Source organism: Actinocorallia herbida (assembly GCF_003751225.1).
In the GTDB taxonomy this organism is placed as follows: Bacteria; Actinomycetota; Actinomycetes; order Streptosporangiales; family Streptosporangiaceae; genus Actinocorallia; species Actinocorallia herbida.
On record NZ_RJKE01000001.1, the window covers coordinates 1 to 24,615 of the forward strand.

The window sequence follows — 24,615 nt, forward strand, 5'->3', positions numbered from 1 at the left end:
TCGGTCACCGCCCCGGACTCGCCACCGGACGCTGACGTCGTGGCGGTCGCAGCCGCACGGGCCGGATCCGTGGCAGCGGCCGGTCCTCGCAGTCGCCGCAGGTCACGTCGTAGTAGCCGTTTGGAGGATCTTGCTTTGGTGGTTTAACGACGGACACCTGTTCCGGCCGGGGTCCGCGTCAGTGCGGCGTTGACGATCTTCCGCATGCGCAGGGTCCGGCCTTGCTCCGGAAATTCGAGGTCCTGGCCCTCGGTTCCCTCCTGCACCGGGCCAGTTCCGCACACGGACGTAACGCTCAGCCCCGCTCGATCGCGAAGCTCCCGGGGCGGGAAGCGGCTGGTGTGGAACGGCGCGGGTTCCGCCTCGTGGCGACGCGGGGCCAGGCCGCGGGCAACGCTGGCTCCGCCGCCGGGCGAGGTAGTCGTGGGCGACGCAGTCGTCGGCCTCGCACTGGTACATGTCGTCGTCGGTCATGTCGGGCTCGGCGCAGCGGCAGACCGCAGCGTTCGTGGCTGCGGTCACTTGCCAGCTCCGTTCCGCGCGATGAGGGTGAACTGGCCGTGGATTTCCTCGGCGTCGCCGGGTCGGCCAGTTCTCGCCGTCAGGGTTGATCAGGGTGTTCGGCGCGGTGCACCGCCACTCGGTGTTGTTCTCGTCCGTCACGACGTCGTTGGTGCGGATGTCGCTGGCCTTGATGGGGCGGGGCAGCGTTTCGGTCGTGGTGCCGCAGTCGAGGCCCGGGGCCTTGTTCCCGGTCTGGGCTTTGCGGAACTCGGCGATGTGCTCCTCGGCGCACTCGACCAGGCCGGTCCCGGCGTGGAACAAGGCGCTGCCGATCTGCTCGATCAGGTGCCCGCACACGGAGCAGGCGGGATTGCCCGAGACGCTTTCTCCTCCGAGCGTGGCAGTCGGTGCAGGAGGAAGCGAGACCGTGGCGGGGACGTCTCCGCAGGTGAGCGGCGGAAGCTCGAAGTTCATCTCCGAGGCGAGGAGCTGGAGGGCGCGGATTCGGAGCGGCAGGGCGACGGCGTTGAGCGCGAGGCAGTTCTCGGCGTCGGCGAGCTGCTTCTGCAACTGGTCGATCTGCGCTTTCAGCAGGGGGACGTCACGGGTCGCGCGCTGGACGGAGTCCTGGGTCGTCGCGATCGCGGCGTGCTCGCTGCGGAAGTAGGCGATCTGCTCAGCGGTGACGCTGACGGCGGGGTCTACCATGGTCATGTTCGTGATCCCTTCTTCAGGGGAGCCGGGGCCTGGCGGGCGCAATCGCCGGGCCTTTTGGCGTTGTGGGGGTGGTGCGGGCGGCGCGGCGGGCGCTCATCCGGTTGAGGGCGCTGCCGGTCGGTCGGGGCCGTCCAGGCGTGCAGCCCGGGGATCGCCGAGTAGCGGATGCCGTGCCCGGTCTGCGCGTAGCCGCACCAGCCGCAGCCGTTCACGGCGGGGGCAACCGTCGCGGCGGGCTGCGTGTCCCACCAGTTGAGAAGTTCGCGGGCCGCGTCGAGCCGGACCGCGTCGGCGGACACCTCGGTGTCGGGGACGACGACCGCCGTGGTGTCGAACTTGGCGGCGACGAACGCGGCGAACCGGTCGGCGATCTCCCGTTCGACGAAGCGCCCGTAGGCGTAGCCGGTCTCCCCTCCGGGGACGACGACAGCCCAGGGCCCGAGCTCGGTGGCGCTCATGCCTTCACCGCGGCGGGCTTGTAGGGGCGCATCGGCCACAGGCCGTCGGCGTCGCAGGGCTTGCCCTGCTTCGCGAAGTGGTCGCGGAGTTCGGCGTCCTGCTTGCGCTTGGCCTTGATCTGGGCCTGGTGCAGCTGGACCAAGTCGATCTCGGTGAGCCGCTGGTAGTTGCGGTGCAGGTCCCGCGCCGCTTGGTCCGAGGTTTGCTTCTTGCTGTTCTGGACGTGCGGGAACTGGAGGAAGAACTCGACGGGCTTGCTTCCCCACGTGACCATCTGCCAGGCGATCCGGCAGGACGCGAGGGCATCGGCACCGGCGTCGTGCGCGTTGTCGAGCCGGACACCGTAGTGCTTGGCCATCGCGCCGAGCTTCCTGCCTCCGCTGTTCTTAGTCGGCCGCCACGGATCGCACAGCTTGTCGAGGACGTAGACGTCGACGACGGGGCCGATCGCGCGGCCGAGACGGGCGTCGAGTGTGCGGAGCCCGTGGCGGCGCAGCTCGCGGTCGAACAGGGTGAAGTCGTAGGCGAGGTTCATGCCGACGATGGGGGTGCCGCCGGCCATGGCCGAGGACAGCTCGTCGGCGTAGTGCTCCAGGACCTTCTTCGGGTCGAGGCCTTCGGCACGCATCCGCTCGGTGGTGATGCCGTGGATGGCGGAGGCACCCTCGGGGATGTCGACTCCGGCGTTGATGAGCTGGACGTCCTGGGTGGTGGTGCGGTTGCGGGCGTCGGCCATGACCTGGGCGATCTGCACGATCCGCGCGGTCTCGACGTCGACAGACGTGGTTTCGGTGTCGAAGCCGAACATCGTCTCGGCGATCCAGCTCATCGGTCCTCCTGCAGGGTGGGGGCCTGCTCGTGGTCGGGGGTGGCTCCCCGGGCCGGGCTCGTGGTGAGCCCGGCGGGAGCGTGCGGGGGAACGTCAACGGCCTAGAAGGGCGGCTCGTCGTGCGCCGGGGCGGGCGGCAGCGGCACCTCGTCGACGGCCGGGGCGGAGTACTCACCGGAGCGAATGGCGTCGAGGAACTCGGCGAGGTCGAGCGCAGTGGCCTGGTGCGGCGGAACTCCGTACCTGCCGGTGAAGGCCTTCTCGCAGTCGCTGGTGCGGTCGCCCGGCCACGCCGGGACGATCTGCTGCCACAGCTCCTGCGGGCTCGCGGTAACGGGCGGCCGGGCGGGCTGCATGGGCTCGGACGAGACCGGCGTCGAGGGCGCGGACAGGAAGGTGCGGCGGCCGGTGAACGCCCCGGAGACGTCGGACCCGTCCTCCAAGTTCTCGGCGAACCCGGCGGCACGCGCCGCGGTGAGCGCCACCGACAACTCCTCCAGCGTCTTGGCCGACATCGCGGCCATGAGGTGCGGCTTGACCAGCTCCTGGGACCGCTCGCGGGCCGCCTGCTCGACCGGGGCGCTGGGGACGCCAGCGGCCTTCGCCCGCTCCCACAGCACCTTGATCTCCGCGCGGGATTCGGCGCGGGCGATCATCGCCGGGAAGTCCGACGAGGTCGGGGACTCGATCGCGGGCTTCTCCCCGGTGGCGACGGCGCGCGCACGGTCGGCCTCGATCGCCTTCGTGGAGATCGCGCCCTCGCCCGCGAGGAGCTGGGCGGGAGAGACGGCCACGTCGATCTTCGGGACCATGAACTCGGCGACCTTGCCGTCGGCGCGGGTGACGCGCTTGAGCTCCATCGTCAGCCAGGCGTCGACATAGCCGCTGGTCTGGGCGAGGAAATCCGCGACCATCGGCAGCTCGACCGCGGCGTAGTAGCCGTGGGTGGTGAGCAGCCACACGCCGAGGCCCGGCACGTCGCGGAGCATCACGTTGAGGCGGGTGGTGATCTGGCACGCCCGGTTCTCCGGGTCGCACATACACGGCTTGTCGGACTTCTGCTCGATCTGGCCGTCACAGCGGCGCTCGCAGCGGCTGCCCCGGTACAGCTCGAAGTACTGGGTGACGGCGTTGCGCGGCGGGATGATGACGGGGATGCGGTCGGTGTCGGTGTAGACCTCCCACTCCTGAGGTCCGCCGTTCGGCGGCGTCCAGGGCTGGACCGTCCCGCCATACAGGGCGGCGATGGGCTCGAGGGTGGCGCGGGACGCGGCGGTGAGGCGAAACTGCTGGAGCTTCTCGGGCCGGAGGATCGCCTTGCCTGTCTTCGCGGAGGTCCGGCCGGTGTCGACGGTGTGGCCGATCCGGATCTCGCCGAGCTGCCGCATCCGCATCTGCAGACCGATGATGGACATGGTCAGGCCGCCTTTCGCACGGTGGGGAGCTGGAGGGCGTTGCCGACGACGCCCTTGGAGGGGCCGGTGGCCCAGTCGGCGACACCGCGGATGAACTTGAAGGCCTCGAACACCTCGTCGCCGCAGTTCACGGGGTAGAGGCGGTAGCCCTCGGGACGCAGGTGCAGGACGACACCGACGCTGTGCCGCGCGGGCATGACGACGCGGGTGCCGTCGCGGAGCCACCCGTACTTGGCCTTGCGGTAGGCGGACATCTGGACGCCGGCCTCGGGGTAGACGCCGTAGACGTCGCCGCTGGAGGTGCGCTCGTCGAGTTCGCCGCCGGTCTTGGTGTCTCCGAGGATGTCCTCGTCGGGATGGCAGCCGAGGGCGGCGGCGAGGAGCGGGCTCTTGAGGAGGTAGTCCAGGGTTCCGGCGAACCGTTCGTCGTAGTCGGCGACGACCATCTCCGAGGCGGTGAAGGTGACCTGCCAGTCCTGCACGAACTGCTCGAAGTGCTCCAGGTAGGGCCGCATCTCCGGGTCGTTGCGGATGGCCTCGGGGATGGGCTGCTTGAGGATCTTCGTCTCGATGATCTTGTGGGCGGCGTCGCCGATGTGCCCGCGCTCGTCCTTCTTCCGGACGTGGGCCTTGCGCAGCCAGTCGTACGCCTCCTTGCGGGCGTCGGGGTCGAAGCTGGCGCGGTTCAGCTTGGGCAGGTTGTCGAGCGCGGTCTCGGCGACGAGGTTTCCGGCCCAGAAGGTCAGCGCAGGCTTGGGCATGCCGTGGCCGATGATCGTGGTGACCGAGCGGAGCTGGTCGTCGGTGATCGGGCAGGTGTAGTAGCCGTTGCGGGCGCGGCGGGGAATCCGGGCTGCGCCGATCTTCGTGCCGGAGCCGGTGCAGCGGACGGGGCTGCCGTGCTTGCGGAGCCCGCCGTCCTTGTTGACCGGGACGTCGGGCTTTCCACAGGTGGGGCAGGGGGCGTTGGCCGGGAGGTCGTCGGACAAAGGCACCTCCGTGAGGTGGCTCGGTGCGGTGACTCCGGCCCCGGTGGGGGCTGCCTTCCGCACGACGTAGGGGGTCAGGGCGGCGGCGCGGGCCGGGGTCACCTGGGCGGAGACGAGGTCGCCGCGCTCGAACCTGGGCTCCAGCTGGTCGCCGTAGGCACCGTCCGTCGCGACGCCGAACGCGTAGCGGGTGCTGTTGTCGATCCAGGTGGGGTCGGAGACGAGACGCCAGGTGACGGGCTCACCGGTCTTCGGGTGCGCGGAGATGAGGTCACCGAAGCGCAGGTGCTCGGCGGGGACGTTGCCGATGGTCTGGAGTGCGCTCACTGGGGCACCCCCGTCAGAAAGTCGAGCACCGCGGTGACCTCGTGCTCATCGCCGTGCGCTACGTGCATGGACAGCACGTCGAGCTGCTCGAGGGCGCGCGGGGAGTCGGTGCCGAGGTGGCCGCAGTACAGGTCGCAGAGGGACGCCCATGCCTCGGTCCGGAACGGGTGGGTGGGCAGTACGGCGACGTCGACGAAGTGGGCGCGCCGCAGCCGGTATGCCTCGCGGACGGCGTCCACGATCGAGCTGCCCTTGATCACGAGGGCCAGGACGCCGCGGCATTCGTGGTCGAGCAGCAGGGCCGGAGCCTCGCCCAGGACTGACGTGGTCGGGTCGACGGCGGCAACGAGCCGGTTCCGGATCATCGGGCCGCACCCCCGCGCAGGAGCTGGAGTTCGGTGAGCAGGTCGGCGAGGACCTCGCGGATGCGGGCGCCTCCGTCGGGCTGCTCCCACCACGCCCAGGTGACGGCGGCGGCGAACAGGGCGGCGAGCGCGGCGAGCAAGGCGTCGTCGGCGAGGACGAGGGCGGCGGCCGCGATCCAGCACGCGGCGGCGGTCCGGCCGAGGAAGTGGTGGAGGCTGGCGGCGGTGTCGGCGAAGACGATCAGCGCGGCCGCGGCGAGGGCGAGGGCGTAGGCGAAGATCACGCCGCCTCCCCGAGGAGCTTGGCGAGCAGGCCGTCGGCGTCGCGGGTGGAGGACTCGGCGACCTGGAGGTCGCGGTCGGTGCCGATGGTGTCGGGGGCGGCCTCGGACCAGTCCATGTCGCCGCTGTTCAGGGCGTCGGCCTTGACGCGAATCTCGCGCCAGTTCGCGAAGGCCTCGACGGCCTGGTCGATGGGGAGATGGTCGGCGATGCGGCCGAGGACCTTGCGGACGGCGTCGTCGGAGACGCCTTCCTCGTCGGCGAGCCAGACCGCGAGGTCGCGGCGGGCCTTCAGCGCGAGGTACGGGCCGAGCCGGGGGACGGCGTCCTGGGGACGGTTGGTACGGGGGTTCATCGTCGCTCCTGGGGTTGCTAGGGTTTGCGGCGTGCGGCGCTCGTCGCTCCGCATCAGGCCCGGCGTGTTACAGCACGCTGGGCCTTCGCCGTTTAAGGGGCCTTGGCCGTGGTCTTCCTGCTACGGCGTCGGTGGGCACGCTGAGCGTGCGTAAGCGCAGGCCGCCGAAAGGCCTGGATGATCTCGGCAATGTCCCGGTCCGAGAACCGGATCTCCTTGCCGAGCTTCGTGTGCGAGATCTCCTGAGCTCCGGCCTTGCGGCGCAGAGTCGTGGGTGACCAGGCGTTGCCCAGCCGCTCCGCGGTTTCCTCGGGCGTGTAGAGGCGCGCCGGCTCTTGTCGGTAGGCCTCCGGCAGCACGTCGTTCAGCGTCAGGCCGAGAGCCGAGACGACCTTGTGCAGGACGTCGAGACCTGCCTGGCCCTTTTCGAGCTTGGTGACGCTGGCCGGGTTGACGCCCGCCTTGAGGCCGAGTTCGGTCTGGCTCATCCCCGCCGCGGTACGCGCAACGACGATGCGCATCGGGTCGAAGAGCCCGGGAGCGATCTCGTCTGTGGAAGTCGTCACAGGAGTAGACAACAGCAAACTGCCGGTTCTTGCAAGCAGGATCCGGCAGTATTTGGCAGTCTCACGGCTAGGTGAACGAAGTTCTGGTTACCGGCGGGGAACTTCCGTACAGTGGCGGCAGAATCTGGCAGGATTTGGCAGAGCCACGTAGACGGGAACCCACGACCATGACGACGGACCAACCGCCGCCAGACGAGTCACGTGAAGATCCGTTTCCGGAAGCACTCCTGATCCGCCGGAGCCGGGACGCCGTGAACCTGACGCAAGCAGAAGCCGCGCGAAGAGCCGGAACGAAGCTTGCTGAGCGGCGCTGGCGCCAGCTTGAAGAGGGCAAGGAACGCGCGCCCGACAAGACGTTGGCCCACATGGCAGCGGTCGTCGGGGTCTCACCCGAGGACCTGATCGCCGTCGACCGCCTCGAAGCGGCAGAGACGCTAAGGCGAATCCTCGCGCTCCGCATCGCTGAGGAGCCGCCGCCCGCGGCCGCCCCCATCGACTTCCCGGAAGGCGTGAAGGGCGACCCGTTCTTCGAGTGGATCTGGCGGTTCGACGGGGTACCCGAGGCGGAGCGGCAGATGGCGATCCACGGCGTACGCCTGTTCCGGAACCCGCCTGGATCGAGCGCCGGATACTCGCAAAGCGACCGCCGCAGAGCGTGATCCGCTTCGTTGCGTTTGTGTAACGCGGACTGCGAATTCCTGTTCGATTCCTGCGTGATGTGAGTGGATATAGGGAGCCACGAGGAGTCACTGGCCCAACTCGACGAAGACGTAGAGGACGGACAGTGGACTTCACACCTGCATCACCTGCACCATCCGCCCTCAGCAGCATCTCCGCCCACTGGGAGCGGAAGGTCAGCCAGCTGGAGGCGCAGAACCTCCAGCTCCGCATGGAGGTCGCCGGCCTGCAAGCCGCGGACGACGTCCGTCGCGAGGAGTACGTTCGCATCGTCGGCGAACACGGGCAGCCGCCTGTGGAGTTCACGGCTGCGCTCGGCCGAACGGGCGTCGGGCCGGGGCCTCGCGCTGCCTGGGTTCCGCTGGACAGGACCGGCATCTACACCACCGTCCTGATCCTGCCCTGGCAGCCGATCGTCGACCCGTACGTCATCGCGGACCTGTGGGCTCAGGTTCGCGGCACCCCGCCGAAGCGGGTCGCCGAGGTCCCGCGCGACGGCATCTGCTCCTCGATCGAGCCGCTCCGGTTGCCGCAGCCGCTGATGGCCTACACCCACCTGATCGCCCCGCTCCCACACGTCGTCGTCGACTGCGAGATCGAGCCGGACGCACGCAAGTTCGCCGTTCTGTGCCTGCGCGATATGTGGGAGCGCCACAACCGCGCACTCAAGACCGGCTGAACGAAAGGAGCGCAATGGCCAGCGCAGAGAAACGCGGCCTGTACTGGCGCGGCCGCTACGAACTCCCCAAGCATCTGTGGAACGACCCGAAGAAGCCGAAGAAAGGCACCATCTCACGGGATGAGTTCGACCAGCCGTTCGCGCGGGAGCAGGACGCGCTCAACGCCGCCATCCTGAAAGAAGAGGAGATCAAACGGGCTGGACCCGGCTGGAGGGACCCGAAGAAGGGCGACATCACCGTCCGGGAATGGCTCGAGCCGGACAAATGGTGGCGGGGTGTCGATGTCGAACCCGCCACCGACCGCAACACCAGGTACCTGATCGAGTACCACATCCTCCCGCGGTGGGGGGAACGCCCCCTGAACAGCATCATCGACCGCAAAGAGGTCGACGAATGGGAGCGCTCGATCCCTAAGCTCGTGAAGGCGGTAGGAAAGGGCACCTACGCCAAACGCACCGCGAAGGATGCACGGAACCTGCTGTCGGTCATCCTCGGCGACGCGGTTCCTGAGCGGATCGACGTGAACGCCGCCGCCCGGCAGAAAGGCCGCGGCCGCAAGCGCGATCGGAAGCAGGCGGTGGTCTCCGCAGAGCTGCAGGAGGAGAAGTTCGCGACTCCGATCGAAGCGCTTCTCATCGCGGAGCGGGCCGGGATTCTGACCGGCCGGGACGACGAGTGCTGGCTGCTCATCTCGACGGCCTGGACGGGCATGCGGTGGGGCGAGGCGATTGGCGCCCGCCGCAGCTACCTTCAGCCGGGTAAGAGCCGGTACCGGCTGCTGGAGCAGCTCCAAGAGCTCGACGGGTTCAACCTCGTCCCGCCGAAGGACGACTCCACCCGCATCGTCGACCTCCCGCCGTTCCTACTCGCGCTCACCGAGCAGCAGGCCGACCGCACACGCGGCAAGGTCTGCAGCACCTGCTCAGGGAAGTGCGGTGCCACCGACTACCTGTTCCTGACGCGCAACGCCGCCCACCCCAGCCGCTCCGACTTCGGCGAACGCGTCTGGCACCCAGCAGCCGATGGCGCGACCCCGGAGATCGGCGGAGCCCAGCCCCGGCCGAAGATGCCGGTCCTCGAGGATGCCCGCAGCGGCCTGCTGCTGCGCCCGGCCTGGCCGTACGCAGACATCGACGACCCCTCGGCCTCCTACGAGCCGCCGCGGGGCGGGGGCCGGCCGCGGTGGGACGCGCCCTACGTGAGCGGCGTGGGCTGCCCGACGTGCGAAGCGGCGCCGGGTGCGGGCTGCAGGTCGGCGACGGGCGGGAAGATCCCGCAGCACTCGGCGCGGCGGCGCATGGCGGTCGACCTCGACATGTACTACGCGCCGGTGTCGTGGCGGCCGCTCAAGGTCGGGTTGACGCCGCACGGGCTGCGGCACTCTCAGCAGACCTGGCTCCGCGCGGCCCGTATCGACCCCGTCCTCATCAAGGAGCGTCTCGGTCATGAGAAGCGCGGCATGTCGGAGCACTACACCCACATCACCGAGGAGATGCGGGCCGAGCTCCGCGAGGTCCTGGAGAGCCTGTGGTGGAAGGCGATCGACGAGCGGATCCGGATGGACGAGGTCGCGGGGCGACGGCCGGGCTCCCGGGTGAGGCTCATCAACGCGGCCATCCGGGAAAGGATCGCGGCTCGAACGCCTGACTTGCGGGAAGCTCCGACCCCGGAGCCCATCGTTGAGTCCGTCCCCAATCCGTCCCCAGTTCGGCGGGGACGGCGTGATCGGGGGCATCTTCGTGTGGTCTGACCTGCGGCGGAGCGGAACGCATCGAGGTCTCCCGCAAAGTTCGCATCGAAGGGGTCAGGGGTTCGAATCCCCTCATCTCCACCTGAGGTAAAGAAGCCCCCGAGGGCCGTGACCAGCGGAAACGCTACGGCCCCGGGGGCTTTCTCATGCCATCCTTTGCGGATTCCTGTTGCATTCCTGTCGGATTCCCGACGTCTTTCGTCCCCACTCCGTCCCCACTCGTCCCCGGGGAATCGGACAACACGGACAACACAGGGGCCAGCATTGTGTGACTTGGCTCACCTTGCCTAGGGTCACTGCATGGACGACCCGTACCCCCCGCACGAAATCGACACCAGCCTCAACAGCGTCGCCGGCATGACCGACGCAGCCCGCGGCGGCCGCAACCGCAGCCGAGACCACCAGACCGTCGCCGAGTTCGCACGGCGCTGGCCCAAAGTCCCCGGCGCGGCGCCCGATGACGAGGAGTTCCCGTTCAGGTCTGTCAGCCACATCGTCAGTCAGACCGGCGTCGACCAGTTCTTGAACCTGGGCGCGGGCAAGCCGCTGAAGGAGGGCAAGAACCTTCACGACCTGTTCCCCGGGCAGTGGCTGCACACCGATGCGGACCCTGAGATCCGCGCTGTCGGCGGCGCCCTGTTCAACAGCGCCACCACCGCCTACCTGGAGGCCGACAGCCGCGACGTCGACGTCATCCTCGGCTCACCGGAGGCTCAGCGGATCCTCGACCTCACCCGGCCCGTATGCGTCCTGGCGTCCAACCTCTGGCACTACGTGCCCGGAGACGAGCCCCTGCAGGCGACGAAGGCCTACATGGACGCCGTGCCCTCAGGAAGCTCCCTCGTCCTCGCGCATGCCTGCCTCGACGGCCTTGACCCGGAGCTCCTGGACGGGCTCAACGCGGTCTTCGCCGGGACGTTCGCTGGGGGGATTTGGCCGCGGACCGGAGGGGAGATCCGCGGCTTCCTCGACGGCCTGGAGGTACTAGACCCTGGCCTGGTGCCGCCTCAGCACTGGCGGCCCGACCACGCGCCGGCGGTGGAGGAGCGGAGCCTCCCGGTGCTCGGCGCAGTGGCCATCAAGTCCTGAGGCTGCCCAAGAAGCGACCCCAGGCGGCGGGAGCAACACAGAGCTTCCCGCCGCTTGGGTTCTTCGAATCGCGGATCAGCACGTCGCGGGCCCTGCGAGGGGCATCGACGATCGCCCCGACCTCAACGCAATTGCCTTCGCCGCTCGCGGAAGCCTTCCGCCATCCAGTGAAAATTGCGCTCATCCCCCTAGCTCACCCATCCATCCTTTGAGTAGTTCTCTTGTCTTTTCCCGATCAAGCGCAGCCCTCGTGGTAGCGATGAAGAGATTAGAGTAAGAGGCTACTTGCTGTGGATCATCGAACCAGGCATTGGTCTGCGTGAGAAGTTCGACATTGACAGTCTCGGGATCGGTCGGAACGCGAGATGAGAAGATCGTAAACGGCTCCGAGGCGCGCATCGCCCCCGACTTGAACGGGCTCACCAGAACTTGCACGTTAGGGAGCCAAGAGCATTCGATCAGGTGGGCTATCTGCTCCCTCATCACGGGGACTCCGCCGACAAGACGCCTGATCGCAGCCTCGTCAATGATCGCCCACAGGCTCTCTAGCTTGTGCTCTCCGCGCAATAGGCGACGCTGGCGTTCAAGGCGGAGCGCGATGAGAGCTTCCCGTTTCTCGGGCGCAGTGTCCTCGTAGACATCAATCTGGGCTTCCATATATGAACGGCATTGCAGGAGGCCGGGGATGAGCCGGGGCTCCCATGTGCGGATCTCTGCGGCCTCGTCTTCGCTTCGCAAATGGGTGATGAAGCCGGGTGTCAGGGCTGGCTGGTATTCGTCGCGGTCCCACCAGTCGGGCTGGCGGGCGTCGGCGACGAGCTGGGCGATGCGGTCCCGCTCGGCCTGGTCGTGAACACCGAGCTCATCGAGCAGGTCCAGGATGCCGCCGCTTGCCCCGCTGAGCATCGGCTTGATGACGTCGCCGGCCTCCCAGCGGATGATCTTCTTGGGGTGCCAGCCGCAGGCCTCGGCCACGTCCTCGGGAGTTCGTCCGGTCGCTTGTCGGAGCTCCTCAAGGGCTTTGCCGAGGCGTCTCCGTCTCATGTTACGTGTCGGCATGTATCGCTCGTTTCACCAGAAGTAGCCGGATCTGTCCCTAGACAGATTTTCAGCTGCGGTGCATAGTAGGGCATGCCGTCAGGATTCGGAGATCCGCCGGAAATCCGGGAAAGACGCGGCGAGCCAGGCCCCTTCACCAGGGACTCCTCGTGGCCCGAGAGGCTCGCCGCGTCTGCCGGGAACTCTACTCCCTGGGAGATTCTCACCGAAGGCGCCTGCCTGTCCTGGTAGGGCCATGCGTCCCAAACACGCCGTACATGCACGCGTGGTGACCAGGCCAAACCCTCTCCAGAGCCACATTCCGGCCAGCACGATCGTGCATGCACGGTTGATCCGCAAGACGTAGCCTGCCAGCCCCTGCCAAGATGCAGCCACAGCGCGGGTCCAGATGCCCCCCAGCCGACCCGCCCGGCGGCCAGGAGCAGCTCGTGCAGGAGAGCCCCCAGCAGCACCCCACCAAGCCACGTCAACGCCGGCCGACCGCCCTCCCGGCCATCGTCGGCGTTGCCCTGCTCGGCATAGTCGGGATCGGCGCGATCTTCTACCAAGCCTCCGCGACGAGCGACACCCCCACCACCCCACCCAGCCCCACGCGTGAGCTGGACGCGCTCCTCGACCCCGCTAGCGAGCCAGTTACCCTCCCTGAAAAGGAAAGAGCGTTCGTCGATGCCGTGCGAGCCGCCGGTGACGACGAGATCTACGAGGCATACCTCGGTACGGACGGTCCCGTCGGAGACCTCAGCCTCGCCAACGAAGGCCGGGAGGTTTGCGGCCAGCCGCGCTATGTCGACAGCGCGCTTACCGAAGGCGAATCCGACCTCGACTCCAGGCGGCCGACCCTCGAAGGCTGGATCGAAGACCCGCCCGATGGCCTGGGCCAAACCGCGGTCGAGGTGCTGTGCCCGAAGTACAGCAAGATGCTGATGAAGGCACTTGGCGGCTTCGACGACGGCCAGTACGAGGTCACCGCAGAGCAGCCTGACGACGAGATCGGGAGCTTCCGCACCACGATCCGGCCCGGCACCTACCGGACCGTCGGCAAGGCTTCGGACTGCTACTGGGAGCGGTCGACCTCGAGTGGCGGTCGGCTGGCGAACGACTTCGTGACGAACGCGCCGGGCGGGGTGACGGTGACGGTCCTGGCCAGCGATGGAGGGTTCACCTCCGAGGGCTGCGGCTACTGGGTGAAGGCCTGAGCTGGGCACTGGACTCCCTTCACGCGGTCTCCTGACCTTCGCACTGGGCGGCGGGATCGGTGTAGGGGAGCGGGCGGCACCCGTCCTCGGCGGCGAGGGAGGCCTCGCGTTCCTGCCAGACCTCAGGGGAGAAAGCGAGGACCTCGCCAAGGGCTGAGGGCCTGCGCGTGCGGGCGCTGCTCTGCTGGTTCTTGCGCTCCCGCTCTGTGCGGCCCCGGGCCAAGTACTGCTCCAGGAGCGCCCGGCCCGCAGCGTCGTCGGCATCGTGATCGGCGGCGACGGAGGGGCTGGGCTGCGCCCTGGCGGTCTTGATCCCGCAGAGCAGGCAGCCTCCGCCAACCGGATCGACGGAGTCACGGTGTCCGCATGAAGGCCGCTCGCGGACGAGAGGCCGGGCACGCAGCTCGGCGAGGCGGCGGGGGAAGTCCTCCTGCCCTGCAGGGGTGCTCATCCAGGCGACGAGATTGCGGATGCCGTCGCGCCGGGCGAGGGCCAGGACCGCAGTCACCTCCTCGGCGGTGCCGCTGTGCTCGGACATGAGCCGTGTGGTGAGCCGGTCTGGGCTGAGGGGTCGGTCCTCAAGATCGTCTCTCTCGGCCTCCTCGTGCGGGACGTGAGTGTCTCGCGAGAGAGATGAGGTGACCTGAGGAGACTGAGGAGAAGGGTCCCCTTGACGGGGGACCTTTGAGGACCAGGCGGGGGAGCTTTGGGACCCTGCGGGGGACCTTTGATCCCCCGCAGGGGGACCTTCCCCGTCATAGCTCCCCTCGACAGGGGAGCTATCGAGGTCAGAAGAATCCCTCTGCTCGCCAAAGCCCCCCCAGTCGGGGGACCTTTCGTCAGCTCCCCCGGTTCGGGGACCTTCGAAGCTTCCCCAGGCAGGGGACCTAACGAGGGCAGGGCAAGACTCCGCCGTCGGCACGACGAACTCAAGACCGTGACCCTTTGCGGCGAACAGCAGGCGGCCGGCCTTGTCGCGTACGGCCTGGCCGTCCTTGCCGAGGATCGGAGCGCGCAGCTCGATCCCGCGGGCCGCGAGCTTGCCGAGCACCTTGCCGACCTGCTTCATGTCCGCGAACCCCGTGCGGTGCACGAGCTTGGACAGGGTCTCGACGCCGAACGCGCGCCGGGTGTGGTCGTTCGCCAGGTCGGCGATCTCGAGCGCGAGAAGGCGCTCGCCGGAGGACGTCTCCGGGGGGAGCCGGTCCGCCAGCCAGCGGCGAAGTTCGTAGCCCATCAGGCAGCGCCGATGGGGCGGAGGAATGCGGGCATGCTGAGAAACCCCTGGTGATCGCGGGGCGGAAAGAGAAGCTCCTGCTGCTGTGCAGATGGGGGAGAAGGCGCGGGAGCGCTACGAGGACTTGCCGGCCTCGTCGACCGTTGCGCGGACGCCGAGCGCTCGGAGGAACTCGGCGCAGGCGTCGGCCGCGGCGTCGAGGTCCAGGCCGGGCCGCAGCTGCAGGCCGGTGTGCTGGACCACGAAGTTGATCACGGTCCAGGGGTCTGCCTCGGGAGCGCCCTCGGGGAGTTCGCGTCCGTAGAGGGCGAGGTGCGCCTTGACGACGTCGGTCATCGTCAGGCCATCGCCGGTGGCCCGTTCGACGGCGGGCTTCCAGACCGAGTCCTCGATGCGGAAGGGCCCGCGGCGGGGCGTCTCTCCGGTCGCTGGTCTCGGCATGCGCTCATGCTCCCACGTGAGCACGTGGTTGGTCATCTGGCTCCTCCAGGCTTGAAAGTGTCTGAACACTTTGCTTATGCTGTCTGCACAATAACCCATTAGGCGCTGCTGTCCGCAAGGCCCCCGCTGAAAACGATCAGGCAGCACCCCCGCCCACCAGGGAAAACGCCCGTCCCAGGGAGGTCCGCCATGCCCAACGTCCTGCCCGTCCTGCTCAGCCACGTCCTCGGCATCACCCCCAACGCCTGCCAATCCGTCACCAGGCGCGGCATCACCACCACCACCGCGGCCGGGCACCTCGACGCCATCGCCGAGTTCGCCGAGCAGCTCCTCACCCCCAGCATCGGCGTCGTCATCGCCATCGCCCGTGACTGCACCTGCATCACCCGGGCCTGGCTCACCGACGACCCCACCAAGGCCGGCCGCATCATCACCGAGGTCGACCCCCCGCACACCTGCCCGGCGGAACCCCCGTCATGAACGCCCACACCCTCCGCGTGCTGCTGTCCACCCTCGTCGCCGTCAGTCCCTGCGGCTGCACCACCACCGCCCTACTCACCGACCACCACAACTACGCGGGGCGCGTCCGCCGAGGCAGCGGCCCGGCACACGCCTGCCCCCGCCAGGAGAACCGATGACCACACTCCTCCTGCTCAGCGCGCCCACCGGCGCCTCGCTCCTCGTCCTGCTCGCCCCCCACCTCACCAGCTCGATCGGCACCGGCCGCTACGAAGACGGAGACGACCAGTGAAACTCCGCCTCCGCCGCCTCAACGTCCGGTACTTCATCGCCGTCGCCCTCGGCACCGCGGTCGCCGGTATCGGCTTCTTCAGCTCCTTCTCCAACCTCTCCCGTTGGGCCGAACTCCACTTCTTCACGCCCGGCATCGTCCTGCCCCTCGGGCTCGACCTCGCCATCCCGGCCCTGCTGCTCCTCGACTCGCTCCGCCCGTCCCTGTTCCTGCGCTCGACGGCCTGGTGCATCACCGCTGGCACCGTCGCCGCTAACTGGGCCGTTACCCCCGGCGACGACCCCTGGGCTCGCGCCCTACACGCCGTCCTCCCCGCCATCTCCGCGGTCTTCTTCGAGGCCGCCCGCCGCCACGTCCTGCCCGACGACGGCGCCCTCATGGACCGGATCCGCTGGGCCCGCTACCTTGTCGCCCCGATCCGCACCGCCCGCATCCGCTCTCGCATGGTCGCCTGGGAGACCACCTCCTACCGCGAGGCACTCGCCCGCGAAGCCGTCGTGCTCTACGCACGCACCGTCCTCATCGCCTGGCACGGCAAGAAGACCTGGAGGAGCACCCGCAAGCACGTCCCCCTGGCCCTCCTGCACCAGCTCGCCGAAGGCGACATCCCCACCTCGGTCCTGCACGCCATGGACCGGCCCACCGCGGTCCGCGCCTGGATCCTGCAGGCCGTCCAGGACATGGCCAACCTCCGGCAGAGCACCACCGCCGCGCGGCCGGTGATCTGCCACCACGGGGGCCCGATCCTCCCGCACCGCCCGACCGCCCGACCGACCGGAGCACTCGCCGGACGCGAGGGCGATCGAGCAGACCTGAGCGCTCTGCTCAACGGGCTACACCATCCGATCGTCTACCTCGCCACCCACGGCGACCGTGTAGCGCTCGGCTCGACCCAGAACCTCAGACGAGCGCTCGCCGACCATTGGCTACGTCCCACCGATGTAGCGCTTGCCCTCCACGGAGGCCCAGCGCTCGAACGGTCGATCGGCGCTCGATTCGCAGACGAGCACCTGACCGGCCGCTGGTACGCGCTCAGCGGCGAACTCGCCGCATGGATCAGCCGCGGCGGCGTTGACGAGCCACCCGCACCAACCGCGGCCAGTGAATCCGCACCCGAACCCCTCGCCGTAGAGGTCGCTCCGCCAGCCGCACCTCCGCCGCCGGCGGCGGAGAGGACCACGCGCAGGCCTTCGCGCGGCCGGTACATGGACGAGTGGATCGAGGTCGCGAAGCCTTACGTGAAGGAGCTGATCATCGAGCTGCGCAAGCGGCCGTCCGGCGACGACCTGGCCGCCGCGCTCGCCGACGCTGAGATCGAGGACCCGCCCGCCGTGTCGACCGCCCGCAAAATCTGCGCCGCAGTCCTCAACAAACACCCCGAGTACCTCACGCCCATCCTCGCCAGCCACACGCTCGACGAGCCCACCGAGCCGGACGAGCAGAGCGCTCAACCGGCTATCGCCACCGCCTGACCAGCACCGCCACTCGATCGGAACGCCCATGCCCACCCACCGCTACATCACCGTCGAGCACCTGACCATCACCCGGTCCGGCGCCACTGATCGAGCGTCCGCGCGCATCCGCTTCACCAACGTTGGAGGACGAGCGATCGAGCGGTGCGCGGCCGCTCGATCGCTCGCCCGCCTCTACAACGTCGAGGCATACTCGATCAACCGAGGCTTCGTCGACGACTACTACTCGCCCGACTACGGGCGCCCGCTCTGGGACCGTCGAGCGATCGACATCGGCGGCGACCCCGCCCGCGTCGCCCAGTTCGCTGCCGCGCTCAACCCGCTCCTGGCCGAGCTGGAGCGGCTCGCCACCGCCGCAGTGCGCCGCTACGGCCGGTGGCTCCGTACCGACCCGCAGGCCGAGGATGAGTGGATGCCAGCCGAGCACCGCGCAGCGCAGCGAGCTTTCCGGGCCGAGGCATTCGCCGCGCTTGCCGACCTCGCCGCGGGCAGCGCCGAGCCGGTCCGCTATCGGGACAGCGAGTCGATGACCCGGCAGGCCGCCGCAATCGCCAGCGAACTTCCGCTGCTGCCTGAACCGTGGCGCATGTATGAAGACGACGACGTCGTCGAGCTGCTAGTCAGCGCTGACTGGGTCGTCCCCGTCGATCCGGAACTCGATGATGACCCGCCCCGCGGCGTAGCAGCGAACGTCACCGTCGGCACGCTCGACCACCGTGATGAACGCCCCCTCCGCAACCCTGAACCGGTCACTGTCGGCCTCGCTCGCGATCCGACTCGCCACCCTCGTCGCAGGCCCGACCCTGATGACCTCAGGCTCCAGGCGATCGGCGACCCGGTAAGGAAGACCTCGCCCGGCCGGGACCACAAGGCCCTCCGCGACCAAGATCGGTAGAGCCCGGCGGATCGTGCCCGCCCCGACCCCGAATTCCTCCTCGAGCTGCAGTTCACTCGGCAGCGGCTCGCCCCGCCGGAGTCTGCCCCGCTTGATCTGCCGCCTCAGCTCGTCGGCCACCTGCCGGTATTGAGGACGCGCGGATAGGGGGTTGACCATGGCGCGAACGTAAGGGCCCTAAGAGCCTAAGTCCCTCAAACCCTAGGATCCTAGGATCCGAACTGGCCTTGAGCTGCTAGCTTGGGCGGCTGCTACGCGACACGCACGCGCAGCCATGAACGCTCCGGGCCTGGGTTCCTGACGGCATCAGTTCCAGGCCCGGAGCCCCTCTACCGGTAGTGGGGCTCGATCTCCGCGAGGATCTCCTGCCGCGGGTCTGCGGGGAACGCCTCCTCGTCGAACAGGATCCACCGCTCGACCGATACTTCGTAAAGCCGCATCGCTGACGTGCCGTCAGCGAGCGCCTGGCGGTCGAGTGGCCCGGCAGCCTTCGGCCAGCGCGCGACGAACGCATCGAGTTGCTGGTCGATCCCCGAGGTCGGTAGTTCTCGAGCGAAGCCGGCGAATCGTACGCCGCGCACGGCATCGCCCAGCCCATCCGGCTCGGCGGCCACGATGGAACCGGCCACGTTTCCTCGGAGACGTACCGTCCGGCTATGCGCCCGGTCCACCCGCGAGATCCACCGCAGGACGTCAGGCTTCCAACCCGCCTGGTACCAGACCGGAAACACCTGCAGGGGACTGCTGCCCACCCCCAGGTGCATCAGCCTGCCGGCGTCGACGACCTCGCGGACCAGGCCCCTCACGCGGCTCAACGCGGCTCCTCAATCACCTTCCGGTACCCCGAGCAGTACCCCGCCCAGTTCAGCGGGGCGGGGTACTGGCGTTGGTGTACGCAGGACCAGCCTAAGGTCCCGGGTCAGCTCGGGAGCGGAAGCGGCAAAACGAACGCATCAAAATGCGGAGAATCCGGATACGGCTGCAGCTTGCCGACCTTCCTCCATCCCCATCGCGCGTAGGCGGCCTGCGCCGACCTGTTGTCCTCGCGCGTCAGGACCGTCGCCCGCTCCTCCGCCCGGCCACGCAGCAACTCGTCGTGGAGCGCGTGCGCCAGGCCCTGCCCTTGCCGTTCGGGCAAGACCATCAACTCGGTGAACGCGAAGGTCCTGCCGCCGCCGCGCTCGTCGGTGAAGTCCTCGGGCAGCTCAACGGTCGGCGTCAGCCCTTCCCACCAACGGCCCGTGATTAGCCCGTAGCCGAAGGCCTGCCCGATCGGCACGCCATCGATGCGGGCGATCACAATCTCGAAGGTCGGCGCCGCCGCGTAACCGCGGATCCTCTCCGCGGCGCGTTCGGCGGAGTAGAAAGGGTTGCCCGCGACCTCGGTGTGGGTGTCGACGTAGAGCGGAACGATGAGCTCGTCGACGAGCTCACGCGCCTCCACAGGGTCGAGGCGAGTGAAGGTCATTTCGGTCATCGGCGTCCTCCCGGTTCCAGGGCCAGCGCTTCGAACGCTGCGCGGATTGGCGCGGATCGGGCCTGCGCCGGGGTAGCGAGGCCGAGGGTGCTCACCGCAGTCGTTTTGAGGAGACCATCATGGCGAAGCCGCGGCGGCACCGACTCCAGCACCCGAACAGCGTGGCGGGCACCCTCGTCGATGTCGCCGGCGCGGATGAGACACCCAGCGCGGTGCAACTCGACCTGTACCCGGCCCTGAGACGGCCGCGGAGAGTAGAACTCCAGGGCGCGGTCCTGTGCGGCGAACGCACGATCGGTGTCGCCTGCGTAGGTGTGGACGTAGCTGCGGACGTGGTAGAGCCGTTGCTCCGACCAGCCCCACTGGGAGCGCCGGTCCACACGGACGTCTTCGGGCAGCAGCTCGAACGTCCGCTCCAGATCGCGGAGCGCGTCTTCGGCATCGTCAAACCGGCCGAGGTAGGCGTACGCCTGTGCCTTCGCTGCGTGCGCGCTCGCGACGCCACCGCACGGGATGCTGCCCCCGGCGGCGAGCGCGTCGTCCGCCAGGCTGAGGGTGCGCGGGCCGGGGCTTGGGCCGTAGACAGAGAAGACCGCCTGGCGGCCACGGACTCGGGCGGCAAGCGCATGATCGCCGCACTCGCTCGCTGCCCGCGCGGCCGTGCGCCACCAGCGGCCCGCCGCTCGGGTCTCCTCGGCGTTCAAGAGTGCGATGGCAGTAAGCGCCGCCATGTTGGCAGACGCACGCAGGAGGTGCTGGCGCACCGTGCCCTGAGCGACGTTCAGAACGCTGTGCAACTCCTCGACGTCCGTGAGTAGCTCAGGGAGCAGTCGTTCAGGGGCGAGCGCGCCGACCTCGAAGGAGTAGTCGAAAGCCACGCGTTCCCAGTCGTCGGCATCCGACATGGTCGGTGCACTCGAAAAGGAGTCGTTGAGCCGAGCCCGGACTGGTTCAAACTGCTGAGCTGCCCCCGCCGCTGCAGCGGCCCCGAGCAGTCCCAGGAGCCTGCGCCGGTTCACCTCGTCGTCCTCGAGCGGCTGCGGCGCAGGAGCCTCGGCACTGCCGAACAGCTCGACTTCGGCGACGCCGAGGGCTTGCGCGAGCAAAGAGCGATTCCGTGGCCCAGGCTTGTGGGCGCCAGTCTCCCAGTCACTGCGGATCGAGTGCGCCAGCGATCTGACAGATGGCAGGTCTGTGCTGAACCGCTTCATCTCGCGGGCAAGGTCGGACCGACCCCAGCCGCGCGCTTCGCGCATTTCCGTTAGTCGCTTCGCCCATGCAGGAAGCGTTGCACCGTTGTCCATCGCGCACACCTTTCGCGATGCGTAGACGTGCATAGATCTTGGCGTCTATGCACGTCTACGTCTGTCCCCCCAGTATCCCCATGGCGTCGTCGCCCAGGCGGCAATTAACTGGACGCGACCGAATCGCTACTGACGGAGGCGCTCATGGTGTACGCGTCGAAGGAACTGCCGTGGGATGAGGCGGACTGGCCCGACTGGATCTTGGGCCGGACCAGTCCCGACGGCACCGGCCTCTACAAAGCAACACGGCGGCGGACGCTCACCGACGTCGAGATATCGATCGGGCTCGCGATGACCCTGATCGAAGACACCGCCGACAGCCTTGTGAACTCGCTCAACGAGCAGTCGGGCTTCGAGTGCGTTGCTCAGGCACGCCTCCTCCAGACCCTCGCGCAGTACCTGCTGACCGAGCACGCTGTGCAATCCGACCTCGAGCAGGGGCGCGCCCTGCGGGTCGGGGTGACGCTCGTCGTCACCGTCCGCACGGACCCGGACGGCACTCATCGCCTCCTGGTCAACGACGACCACGCCGTGGCGACTTCGGACGCGACGGACCCCGAGTGGCTCGCCGTGGTGGCGGAGAACATCCTCCAGTTGCGTCGCAGGGTGCCCGCCACAACCGCAGCGGCATCATGAGCAGGGGCGCCCTCCTGGACGCATCCGAAACGCCGCCGCGCGCCGAGGAACCGCCGAAGGCCAGCATGATCGTCCGGGACACAGGGCAGCTTGCCGTCTTCCGCGGCTTCCTCTCGCTCCAGGCCACCAAAGCGCAGATGCAGGCCAGGCTCCGGCACACCCTGATAGCCGCCGCCAACGAGGCCGTCACTAACGCGTTGTGCCACGGGGCGCCGCCGTACGTCGTCCATGTGCACTCGAACGGGGATGAGCTCGTGGTCGACGTCATCGACCGTGGCGGCACCCCCTTCACCCCCGGCGACGGCATCGAGACGGCTCGCCTGCTGGTGCGGGCTCTGGTGATCGGCACCGGCAACGGGCTCACACAGGTCCAGCTCCGGCAGCCCCTGCGTGACGCCCCGGAAACACAGACCCCCGCCCCCGAACTCGCCGACGCCGTACGGTGAGCGCCGAGCTCGACGCCGCCGTCCATCACGCGGCAAAAGAGACCATGAACTTCCACATCCTGCTGGCCGCCAACGGCATCCGGCGCGGAGAACTGGAACACCTCTTCATCAAGCCCGCCGGCGTGGCCGAAGCAGCAGCTTCAGCCGAGGCTGCGCTGAGGCGCGTCGTCCACCAGCTCGCCCACGAACGAGGCATCGAGCACGTCGTGGCCCTGTCCGAGGCCGATAAGACGAACCTCGCCGCGCACGCTTACGAGCTGGTCATGTCAGCGCCGATCAAGGCCGAAACGACCACCCGCCTCACCCCGCTCGATCTGCGCTAACCCCCAGATAGGAGTCACCTGTGAGCACCGCCTTCTACCCGCCCTCCGGGCGGATCTCCCGCGTCACGGTCGGCGACGGATACGGCCAGATGCTGGTCGACGCCTTCGCGGCCGGCCCGCGCCGCGGATCCCACCGGCAGGTCATCGAGCGGTCCGACGGCTACGTCAGCGTTGAGGACGCCTATCGTTACTTCTCGCACTACGAGGAATGGGTCGAGGCCGAACAGGTCGCCATGACCAAGCTCCGCGGCCGGATCCTCGACGTCGGCTGCGCCGCCGGCCGCCACATGCTCGAAGCCCGGCAGCGCGGACACACCGACATCATCGGCATCGACCCGTCGGCGGGCGCCGTCGACGTCGCGTGCGCCCAGGGCCTGGACGTCCGCCTCGGCAGCGTCCAGGAGCCCGGCGACGACCTCGGAACGTTCGACACGATCCTGCTGCTCGGCGGAAACCTCGGTCTCCTCGGCTCGCTGGACACGGCCTCCGCTGTCCTCCGCAGCCTCGCGCGTGTCGCCCGGCCCGGCGCGCAAATCCTCGCCAACGGCCACGACCCCTACACCCAGGCCGAGGAACACTCCAGCTACCACGCCGAGAACCGGCGGGCGGGGCGGCTCCCGGGCCAGGTCCTCATGCGGGTCCGCTACGGATCCCTGGCCAGCGACTGGTTCGGGCGGCTCATGCTGTCGGCCACCGAACTGCACACCCTCCTTGAAAGCAGCCCCTGGAAGCTCCGCTCCGCAGGCAGCTACGGGCCGACCGGTTTCTACCTCGCGCACCTCGAACTCCGCGACGAAACCCCCGACCAGGACGGATCCCCCGAACTCCCCGCCTGACCCCGACCCGCGTGTTAGGAAGCCACCATGGAAACTTTCAACGCCGAGGAGGCCGTCCAGAGCCTCAACACCAAGGTCGACCGCCTCACAGAACTCGTCGAGTCCTTCGCCATCCCGGCCAAGGCCCGGCACGCCGTCGACGCGCACCGGATCACCCCGATGGACATCCGGCGGGTGAAGTTCGTATCGACGCGGCTCGCCCCTGGATACGTGCAGAGCGAGGTCGACGAGTTCCTCGACAAGGTCGAAGCCGAGATCGGCAGCCTGATCGTCGAACGCGACGCCGCGCGGGACGAGGCGGCGAAGCTCCGCGAGGAGCTGTCCGCGGCCGCGGCACCGCAAGAGGGCATGGCCTGATCAAAAGCCGATCAAGATCAATGCGCGGGGAGCCCGCCACCCGGCAGGCTCCCCGTCATGACCAAGGACCGCGACGAGCAACTCCTCGACGAAGTCGCGGAGGCTTACGCCCTCATCGACCCGCCGCCCGAGCACACCATCAAAGCGGCTCGCAAAGCCTTCCTCGGCGAGGGTGAGGTCAGTGCTGGGGAGGCATGACCGGCCGAGCGCGGCGGCGCCCTTCCTCCATCCACAGCTCCGCGACCGCCGGGTCCCCGCCCGCCTTCATCAGCAGGTCCGCGCGGGCCGCGTGCCCCATCTCCACGCCGCCCGCCTCCAGCCGATACTGCGCATGTCCGCGGTTGAGGCCAGCAGCCTTGCCGAGCAGGTCCGTCCGCAGCGTCTCGGTCCTATCGGTCGCGACCTCGTGCAGCTCGGCGATCGCCGCCTTCAGCGCGTCGTCTTCAGGGCAGGTGTGGGGCGCCCAGCGGGCGGCGACGCCCGCGATCCACGCGGACATGATCCGGTCGGCGGGCGGGATCGCGTTCGGGTCGGAGAGCACGTCTCGATGCTAGAACACCGGTTCGATCTGAGGTGTGCGACCCACCCGGGCGCAGCGCCATCTCAGTTAGGAGTGCTGCGCGGCACGGCACTCGGGGCAGCGGCATCCCTGATGCCGGTAGGTTCCCCGCCGCCCGTGGTCAAGCGTCTCGTCACGGCCCTCCATCAGCGCCGCATCCAGGCGGCGGGACCAGTCGACATCCCAGCTTGCGCGCCCGTGGAGGGCCACGGAGGTGACGCCGTGCGCCTCAGCCACTTCGGCGATCCTGCCTCCCGCGGCAAGCGCGGCGAGGATCTGCTCCTCCACCGGAGCAAGGGCCGCCACCGCCCACGCGCGGCGCATCTCGCGGGTCTGCTCGTTATGGCCTTCGCGAGCGCCGGCGTCGCGGTCGCCTTTGCGCCAGCGGGAGTTCGCGGTGATGGGCATGCTGTTCCTCACGACACCGACACGTGATGTATCCCCGCCTGTGCGGGGCAGGTTGCGTCAGCCCTAGCCCGGGGAGCCGGAGGCGGGCCATCCCCGCGCACGCGGGGCCAATTGCCATGTGAGGCATCCCCGCTCTCGCAGGGCGGTCTTGCTTCGACCGCAGGGCCGAAAACCCAAGACGGTCCACCCCCGCTCTCACGGGGCGTGGTGCCG

General features: G+C 68.9%; 34 protein-coding genes, 1 tRNA gene and 1 pseudogene. 17 read left to right on the top strand and 19 right to left on the bottom strand.

The features are described from left to right. Positions 1–102: 102 nt before the first annotated feature. From EDD29_RS44835 to EDD29_RS45155, 9 genes are all read right to left on the bottom strand, one after another. A complete protein-coding gene (locus EDD29_RS44835) occupies positions 103–1,218 on the bottom strand; it encodes a hypothetical protein (RefSeq protein WP_148085812.1) in 1,116 nt (371 codons plus the stop codon). Further along, complete coding sequence (locus EDD29_RS00010; protein WP_123661539.1) at positions 1,215–1,679, bottom strand: hypothetical protein; 465 nt, start codon at positions 1,677–1,679, stop codon at positions 1,215–1,217. Before EDD29_RS00010 ends, EDD29_RS44835 begins: the two co-directional genes overlap by 4 nt. Continuing rightward, positions 1,676–2,509, bottom strand: coding sequence for an exonuclease domain-containing protein (locus EDD29_RS00015; protein ID WP_123661540.1), 834 nt, complete (start codon positions 2,507–2,509; stop codon positions 1,676–1,678). The genes EDD29_RS00010 and EDD29_RS00015 overlap by 4 nt, the downstream gene beginning before the upstream one ends. A gap of 101 nt (positions 2,510–2,610) precedes the next feature. After that, the gene (locus tag EDD29_RS00020; RefSeq protein WP_123661541.1) at positions 2,611–3,924 is read right to left on the bottom strand and encodes a recombination directionality factor; all 1,314 of its coding nucleotides are present in this window, start codon (positions 3,922–3,924) and stop codon (positions 2,611–2,613) included. Between the two features lie 2 nt (positions 3,925–3,926). Beyond that, positions 3,927–5,240, bottom strand: coding sequence for a hypothetical protein (locus EDD29_RS46120; RefSeq protein WP_211359507.1), 1,314 nt, complete (start codon positions 5,238–5,240; stop codon positions 3,927–3,929). Then, positions 5,237–5,605, bottom strand: a complete 369-nt coding sequence (locus tag EDD29_RS00030) for a hypothetical protein (RefSeq protein WP_123661542.1) — start codon at positions 5,603–5,605, stop codon at positions 5,237–5,239. Before EDD29_RS00030 ends, EDD29_RS46120 begins: the two co-directional genes overlap by 4 nt. Beyond that, complete coding sequence (locus EDD29_RS00035) at positions 5,602–5,889, bottom strand: hypothetical protein (RefSeq protein WP_123661543.1); 288 nt, start codon at positions 5,887–5,889, stop codon at positions 5,602–5,604. Before EDD29_RS00035 ends, EDD29_RS00030 begins: the two co-directional genes overlap by 4 nt. Next, positions 5,886–6,242: a hypothetical protein gene (locus EDD29_RS00040; RefSeq protein WP_123661544.1), complete on the bottom strand. Its 357-nt coding sequence runs from the start codon at positions 6,240–6,242 to the stop codon at positions 5,886–5,888. Before EDD29_RS00040 ends, EDD29_RS00035 begins: the two co-directional genes overlap by 4 nt. Positions 6,243–6,334: 92 nt before the next feature. Continuing rightward, positions 6,335–6,808, bottom strand: a complete 474-nt coding sequence (locus EDD29_RS45155; protein ID WP_170201225.1) for a helix-turn-helix domain-containing protein — start codon at positions 6,806–6,808, stop codon at positions 6,335–6,337. 71 nt (positions 6,809–6,879) lie between these two features. Here EDD29_RS45155 and EDD29_RS00050 point away from each other — a divergent pair, with 71 nt between their 5' ends. The 5 genes from EDD29_RS00050 (at position 6,880) to EDD29_RS00065 (ending at position 11,005) form a co-directional block, all read left to right on the top strand. Beyond that, positions 6,880–7,467, top strand: a complete 588-nt coding sequence (locus tag EDD29_RS00050; RefSeq protein WP_148085813.1) for a helix-turn-helix domain-containing protein — start codon at positions 6,880–6,882, stop codon at positions 7,465–7,467. 125 nt (positions 7,468–7,592) lie between these two features. Further along, a complete protein-coding gene (locus tag EDD29_RS00055) occupies positions 7,593–8,165 on the top strand; it encodes a hypothetical protein (RefSeq protein ID WP_148085814.1) in 573 nt (190 codons plus the stop codon). A 14-nt stretch (positions 8,166–8,179) separates the two neighbouring features. Further along, the gene (locus EDD29_RS00060; protein ID WP_123661547.1) at positions 8,180–9,916 is read left to right on the top strand and encodes a tyrosine-type recombinase/integrase; all 1,737 of its coding nucleotides are present in this window, start codon (positions 8,180–8,182) and stop codon (positions 9,914–9,916) included. Between the two features lie 5 nt (positions 9,917–9,921). Continuing rightward, positions 9,922–9,997 (top strand) — tRNA-OTHER (locus EDD29_RS45160). 219 nt (positions 9,998–10,216) lie between these two features. Then, positions 10,217–11,005: an SAM-dependent methyltransferase gene (locus tag EDD29_RS00065; RefSeq protein WP_123661548.1), complete on the top strand. Its 789-nt coding sequence runs from the start codon at positions 10,217–10,219 to the stop codon at positions 11,003–11,005. Here the strand turns inward: EDD29_RS00065 and EDD29_RS00070 are convergent. Both EDD29_RS00070 and EDD29_RS00075 read right to left on the bottom strand, forming a co-directional pair. Continuing rightward, entirely contained in the window at positions 10,995–11,189 is a 195-nt protein-coding gene (locus EDD29_RS00070) for a DUF397 domain-containing protein (RefSeq protein WP_123661549.1), read from the bottom strand. The genes EDD29_RS00065 and EDD29_RS00070 overlap by 11 nt on opposite strands. Further along, positions 11,186–12,064, bottom strand: a complete 879-nt coding sequence (locus tag EDD29_RS00075) for a helix-turn-helix domain-containing protein (protein ID WP_123661550.1) — start codon at positions 12,062–12,064, stop codon at positions 11,186–11,188. The genes EDD29_RS00070 and EDD29_RS00075 overlap by 4 nt, the downstream gene beginning before the upstream one ends. A gap of 428 nt (positions 12,065–12,492) precedes the next feature. On the opposite strand from EDD29_RS00075, the gene EDD29_RS00080 reads away from it, so the two are divergent. Beyond that, positions 12,493–13,260, top strand: coding sequence for an Rv1352/Rv1906c domain-containing protein (locus tag EDD29_RS00080; RefSeq protein WP_123661551.1), 768 nt, complete (start codon positions 12,493–12,495; stop codon positions 13,258–13,260). A gap of 19 nt (positions 13,261–13,279) precedes the next feature. On the opposite strand, the gene EDD29_RS44840 is transcribed toward EDD29_RS00080, so the two are convergent. Then, the gene (locus tag EDD29_RS44840) at positions 13,280–13,798 is read right to left on the bottom strand and encodes a hypothetical protein (protein WP_148085815.1); all 519 of its coding nucleotides are present in this window, start codon (positions 13,796–13,798) and stop codon (positions 13,280–13,282) included. Between the two features lie 399 nt (positions 13,799–14,197). On the opposite strand from EDD29_RS44840, the gene EDD29_RS44845 reads away from it, so the two are divergent. Then, positions 14,198–14,551 carry a hypothetical protein gene (locus tag EDD29_RS44845; protein WP_148085816.1) on the top strand — a complete coding sequence of 118 codons (354 nt, stop codon included), beginning with the start codon at positions 14,198–14,200 and terminating at the stop codon, positions 14,549–14,551. Positions 14,552–14,611: 60 nt separating this feature from the next. Here EDD29_RS44845 and EDD29_RS00090 read toward each other — a convergent pair whose 3' ends face one another. Continuing rightward, complete coding sequence (locus EDD29_RS00090; RefSeq protein WP_148085817.1) at positions 14,612–14,938, bottom strand: hypothetical protein; 327 nt, start codon at positions 14,936–14,938, stop codon at positions 14,612–14,614. Positions 14,939–15,127: 189 nt separating this feature from the next. On the opposite strand from EDD29_RS00090, the gene EDD29_RS00095 reads away from it, so the two are divergent. The 4 genes from EDD29_RS00095 to EDD29_RS46630 all read left to right on the top strand — a co-directional run bounded on the left by EDD29_RS00095 (position 15,128) and on the right by EDD29_RS46630 (position 18,056). Next, on the top strand, positions 15,128–15,418 hold the full coding sequence (locus EDD29_RS00095; RefSeq protein WP_123661554.1) for a vWA domain-containing protein: 291 nt from the start codon (positions 15,128–15,130) through the stop codon (positions 15,416–15,418). After that, complete coding sequence (locus EDD29_RS45165) at positions 15,415–15,576, top strand: hypothetical protein (RefSeq protein WP_170201226.1); 162 nt, start codon at positions 15,415–15,417, stop codon at positions 15,574–15,576. Before EDD29_RS00095 ends, EDD29_RS45165 begins: the two co-directional genes overlap by 4 nt. Positions 15,577–15,685: 109 nt before the next feature. Continuing rightward, positions 15,686–17,161: a DUF2637 domain-containing protein gene (locus EDD29_RS00100; RefSeq protein ID WP_123661555.1), complete on the top strand. Its 1,476-nt coding sequence runs from the start codon at positions 15,686–15,688 to the stop codon at positions 17,159–17,161. Between the two features lie 28 nt (positions 17,162–17,189). Further along, positions 17,190–18,056: a hypothetical protein gene (locus tag EDD29_RS46630; RefSeq protein ID WP_246052435.1), complete on the top strand. Its 867-nt coding sequence runs from the start codon at positions 17,190–17,192 to the stop codon at positions 18,054–18,056. Positions 18,057–18,083: 27 nt separating this feature from the next. Here the strand turns inward: EDD29_RS46630 and EDD29_RS48040 are convergent. The 4 genes and pseudogenes from EDD29_RS48040 to EDD29_RS45170 form a co-directional block, all read right to left on the bottom strand. Continuing rightward, positions 18,084–18,215, bottom strand: a pseudogene (locus EDD29_RS48040) (GntR family transcriptional regulator); the annotation flags it as partial. 170 nt (positions 18,216–18,385) lie between these two features. Beyond that, the gene (locus EDD29_RS00110; protein WP_123661557.1) at positions 18,386–18,871 is read right to left on the bottom strand and encodes a pyridoxamine 5'-phosphate oxidase family protein; all 486 of its coding nucleotides are present in this window, start codon (positions 18,869–18,871) and stop codon (positions 18,386–18,388) included. A gap of 104 nt (positions 18,872–18,975) precedes the next feature. Then, positions 18,976–19,533, bottom strand: coding sequence for a GNAT family N-acetyltransferase (locus EDD29_RS00115; RefSeq protein WP_123661558.1), 558 nt, complete (start codon positions 19,531–19,533; stop codon positions 18,976–18,978). After that, the gene (locus EDD29_RS45170; protein ID WP_170201227.1) at positions 19,530–20,837 is read right to left on the bottom strand and encodes a helix-turn-helix domain-containing protein; all 1,308 of its coding nucleotides are present in this window, start codon (positions 20,835–20,837) and stop codon (positions 19,530–19,532) included. The genes EDD29_RS00115 and EDD29_RS45170 overlap by 4 nt, the downstream gene beginning before the upstream one ends. 144 nt (positions 20,838–20,981) lie before the next feature. Here EDD29_RS45170 and EDD29_RS00125 point away from each other — a divergent pair, with 144 nt between their 5' ends. The 6 genes from EDD29_RS00125 to EDD29_RS45175 are packed head-to-tail and all read left to right on the top strand — an operon-like array spanning position 20,982 to position 23,633. Beyond that, positions 20,982–21,473, top strand: a complete 492-nt coding sequence (locus tag EDD29_RS00125; RefSeq protein WP_123661560.1) for a hypothetical protein — start codon at positions 20,982–20,984, stop codon at positions 21,471–21,473. Next, positions 21,470–21,919 (top strand): ATP-binding protein, encoded by a 450-nt coding sequence (locus tag EDD29_RS00130; RefSeq protein WP_148085818.1) that lies wholly within the window; start codon positions 21,470–21,472, stop codon positions 21,917–21,919. The genes EDD29_RS00125 and EDD29_RS00130 overlap by 4 nt, the downstream gene beginning before the upstream one ends. After that, on the top strand, positions 21,916–22,242 hold the full coding sequence (locus EDD29_RS00135; RefSeq protein WP_123661562.1) for a hypothetical protein: 327 nt from the start codon (positions 21,916–21,918) through the stop codon (positions 22,240–22,242). The genes EDD29_RS00130 and EDD29_RS00135 overlap by 4 nt, the downstream gene beginning before the upstream one ends. A gap of 20 nt (positions 22,243–22,262) precedes the next feature. After that, positions 22,263–23,078 carry a class I SAM-dependent methyltransferase gene (locus EDD29_RS00140; protein WP_123661563.1) on the top strand — a complete coding sequence of 272 codons (816 nt, stop codon included), beginning with the start codon at positions 22,263–22,265 and terminating at the stop codon, positions 23,076–23,078. A gap of 27 nt (positions 23,079–23,105) precedes the next feature. Then, positions 23,106–23,435, top strand: coding sequence for a DivIVA domain-containing protein (locus tag EDD29_RS00145; protein WP_123661564.1), 330 nt, complete (start codon positions 23,106–23,108; stop codon positions 23,433–23,435). Positions 23,436–23,492: 57 nt separating this feature from the next. Beyond that, positions 23,493–23,633 carry a hypothetical protein gene (locus EDD29_RS45175; RefSeq protein ID WP_170201228.1) on the top strand — a complete coding sequence of 47 codons (141 nt, stop codon included), beginning with the start codon at positions 23,493–23,495 and terminating at the stop codon, positions 23,631–23,633. Here EDD29_RS45175 and EDD29_RS45180 read toward each other — a convergent pair. Further along, complete coding sequence (locus EDD29_RS45180) at positions 23,614–23,976, bottom strand: hypothetical protein (protein WP_170201229.1); 363 nt, start codon at positions 23,974–23,976, stop codon at positions 23,614–23,616. The two genes, EDD29_RS45175 and EDD29_RS45180, sit on opposite strands and share 20 nt — an antisense overlap. Positions 23,977–24,042: 66 nt before the next feature. Next, complete coding sequence (locus tag EDD29_RS00155) at positions 24,043–24,402, bottom strand: hypothetical protein (protein ID WP_123661565.1); 360 nt, start codon at positions 24,400–24,402, stop codon at positions 24,043–24,045. Between the last annotated feature and the right edge of the window lie 213 nt (positions 24,403–24,615).

Bases quoted from the DNA above. Each gene is read 5' to 3' on its own strand.
- EDD29_RS44835 (WP_148085812.1), bottom strand. From the start codon at position 1,218: ATGACCATGGTAGACCCCGCCGTCAGCGTCACCGCTGAGCAGATCGCC.
- EDD29_RS00010 (WP_123661539.1), bottom strand. From the start codon at position 1,679: ATGAGCGCCACCGAGCTCGGGCCCTGGGCTGTCGTCGTCCCCGGAGGG.
- EDD29_RS00015 (WP_123661540.1), bottom strand. From the start codon at position 2,509: ATGAGCTGGATCGCCGAGACGATGTTCGGCTTCGACACCGAAACCACG.
- EDD29_RS00020 (WP_123661541.1), bottom strand. From the start codon at position 3,924: ATGTCCATCATCGGTCTGCAGATGCGGATGCGGCAGCTCGGCGAGATC.
- EDD29_RS00030 (WP_123661542.1), bottom strand. From the start codon at position 5,605: ATGATCCGGAACCGGCTCGTTGCCGCCGTCGACCCGACCACGTCAGTC.
- EDD29_RS00040 (WP_123661544.1), bottom strand. From the start codon at position 6,242: ATGAACCCCCGTACCAACCGTCCCCAGGACGCCGTCCCCCGGCTCGGC.
- EDD29_RS00060 (WP_123661547.1), top strand. From the start codon at position 8,180: ATGGCCAGCGCAGAGAAACGCGGCCTGTACTGGCGCGGCCGCTACGAA.
- EDD29_RS00065 (WP_123661548.1), top strand. From the start codon at position 10,217: ATGGACGACCCGTACCCCCCGCACGAAATCGACACCAGCCTCAACAGC.
- EDD29_RS00070 (WP_123661549.1), bottom strand. From the start codon at position 11,189: ATGAGCGCAATTTTCACTGGATGGCGGAAGGCTTCCGCGAGCGGCGAA.
- EDD29_RS00075 (WP_123661550.1), bottom strand. From the start codon at position 12,064: ATGCCGACACGTAACATGAGACGGAGACGCCTCGGCAAAGCCCTTGAG.
- EDD29_RS44840 (WP_148085815.1), bottom strand. From the start codon at position 13,798: ATGTCCGAGCACAGCGGCACCGCCGAGGAGGTGACTGCGGTCCTGGCC.
- EDD29_RS00090 (WP_148085817.1), bottom strand. From the start codon at position 14,938: ATGCCGAGACCAGCGACCGGAGAGACGCCCCGCCGCGGGCCCTTCCGC.
- EDD29_RS00095 (WP_123661554.1), top strand. From the start codon at position 15,128: ATGCCCAACGTCCTGCCCGTCCTGCTCAGCCACGTCCTCGGCATCACC.
- EDD29_RS45165 (WP_170201226.1), top strand. From the start codon at position 15,415: ATGAACGCCCACACCCTCCGCGTGCTGCTGTCCACCCTCGTCGCCGTC.
- EDD29_RS46630 (WP_246052435.1), top strand. From the start codon at position 17,190: ATGCCCACCCACCGCTACATCACCGTCGAGCACCTGACCATCACCCGG.
- EDD29_RS00115 (WP_123661558.1), bottom strand. From the start codon at position 19,533: ATGACCGAAATGACCTTCACTCGCCTCGACCCTGTGGAGGCGCGTGAG.
- EDD29_RS45170 (WP_170201227.1), bottom strand. From the start codon at position 20,837: ATGGACAACGGTGCAACGCTTCCTGCATGGGCGAAGCGACTAACGGAA.
- EDD29_RS00125 (WP_123661560.1), top strand. From the start codon at position 20,982: ATGGTGTACGCGTCGAAGGAACTGCCGTGGGATGAGGCGGACTGGCCC.
- EDD29_RS00130 (WP_148085818.1), top strand. From the start codon at position 21,470: ATGAGCAGGGGCGCCCTCCTGGACGCATCCGAAACGCCGCCGCGCGCC.
- EDD29_RS00145 (WP_123661564.1), top strand. From the start codon at position 23,106: ATGGAAACTTTCAACGCCGAGGAGGCCGTCCAGAGCCTCAACACCAAG.
- EDD29_RS45175 (WP_170201228.1), top strand. From the start codon at position 23,493: ATGACCAAGGACCGCGACGAGCAACTCCTCGACGAAGTCGCGGAGGCT.
- EDD29_RS00155 (WP_123661565.1), bottom strand. From the start codon at position 24,402: ATGCCCATCACCGCGAACTCCCGCTGGCGCAAAGGCGACCGCGACGCC.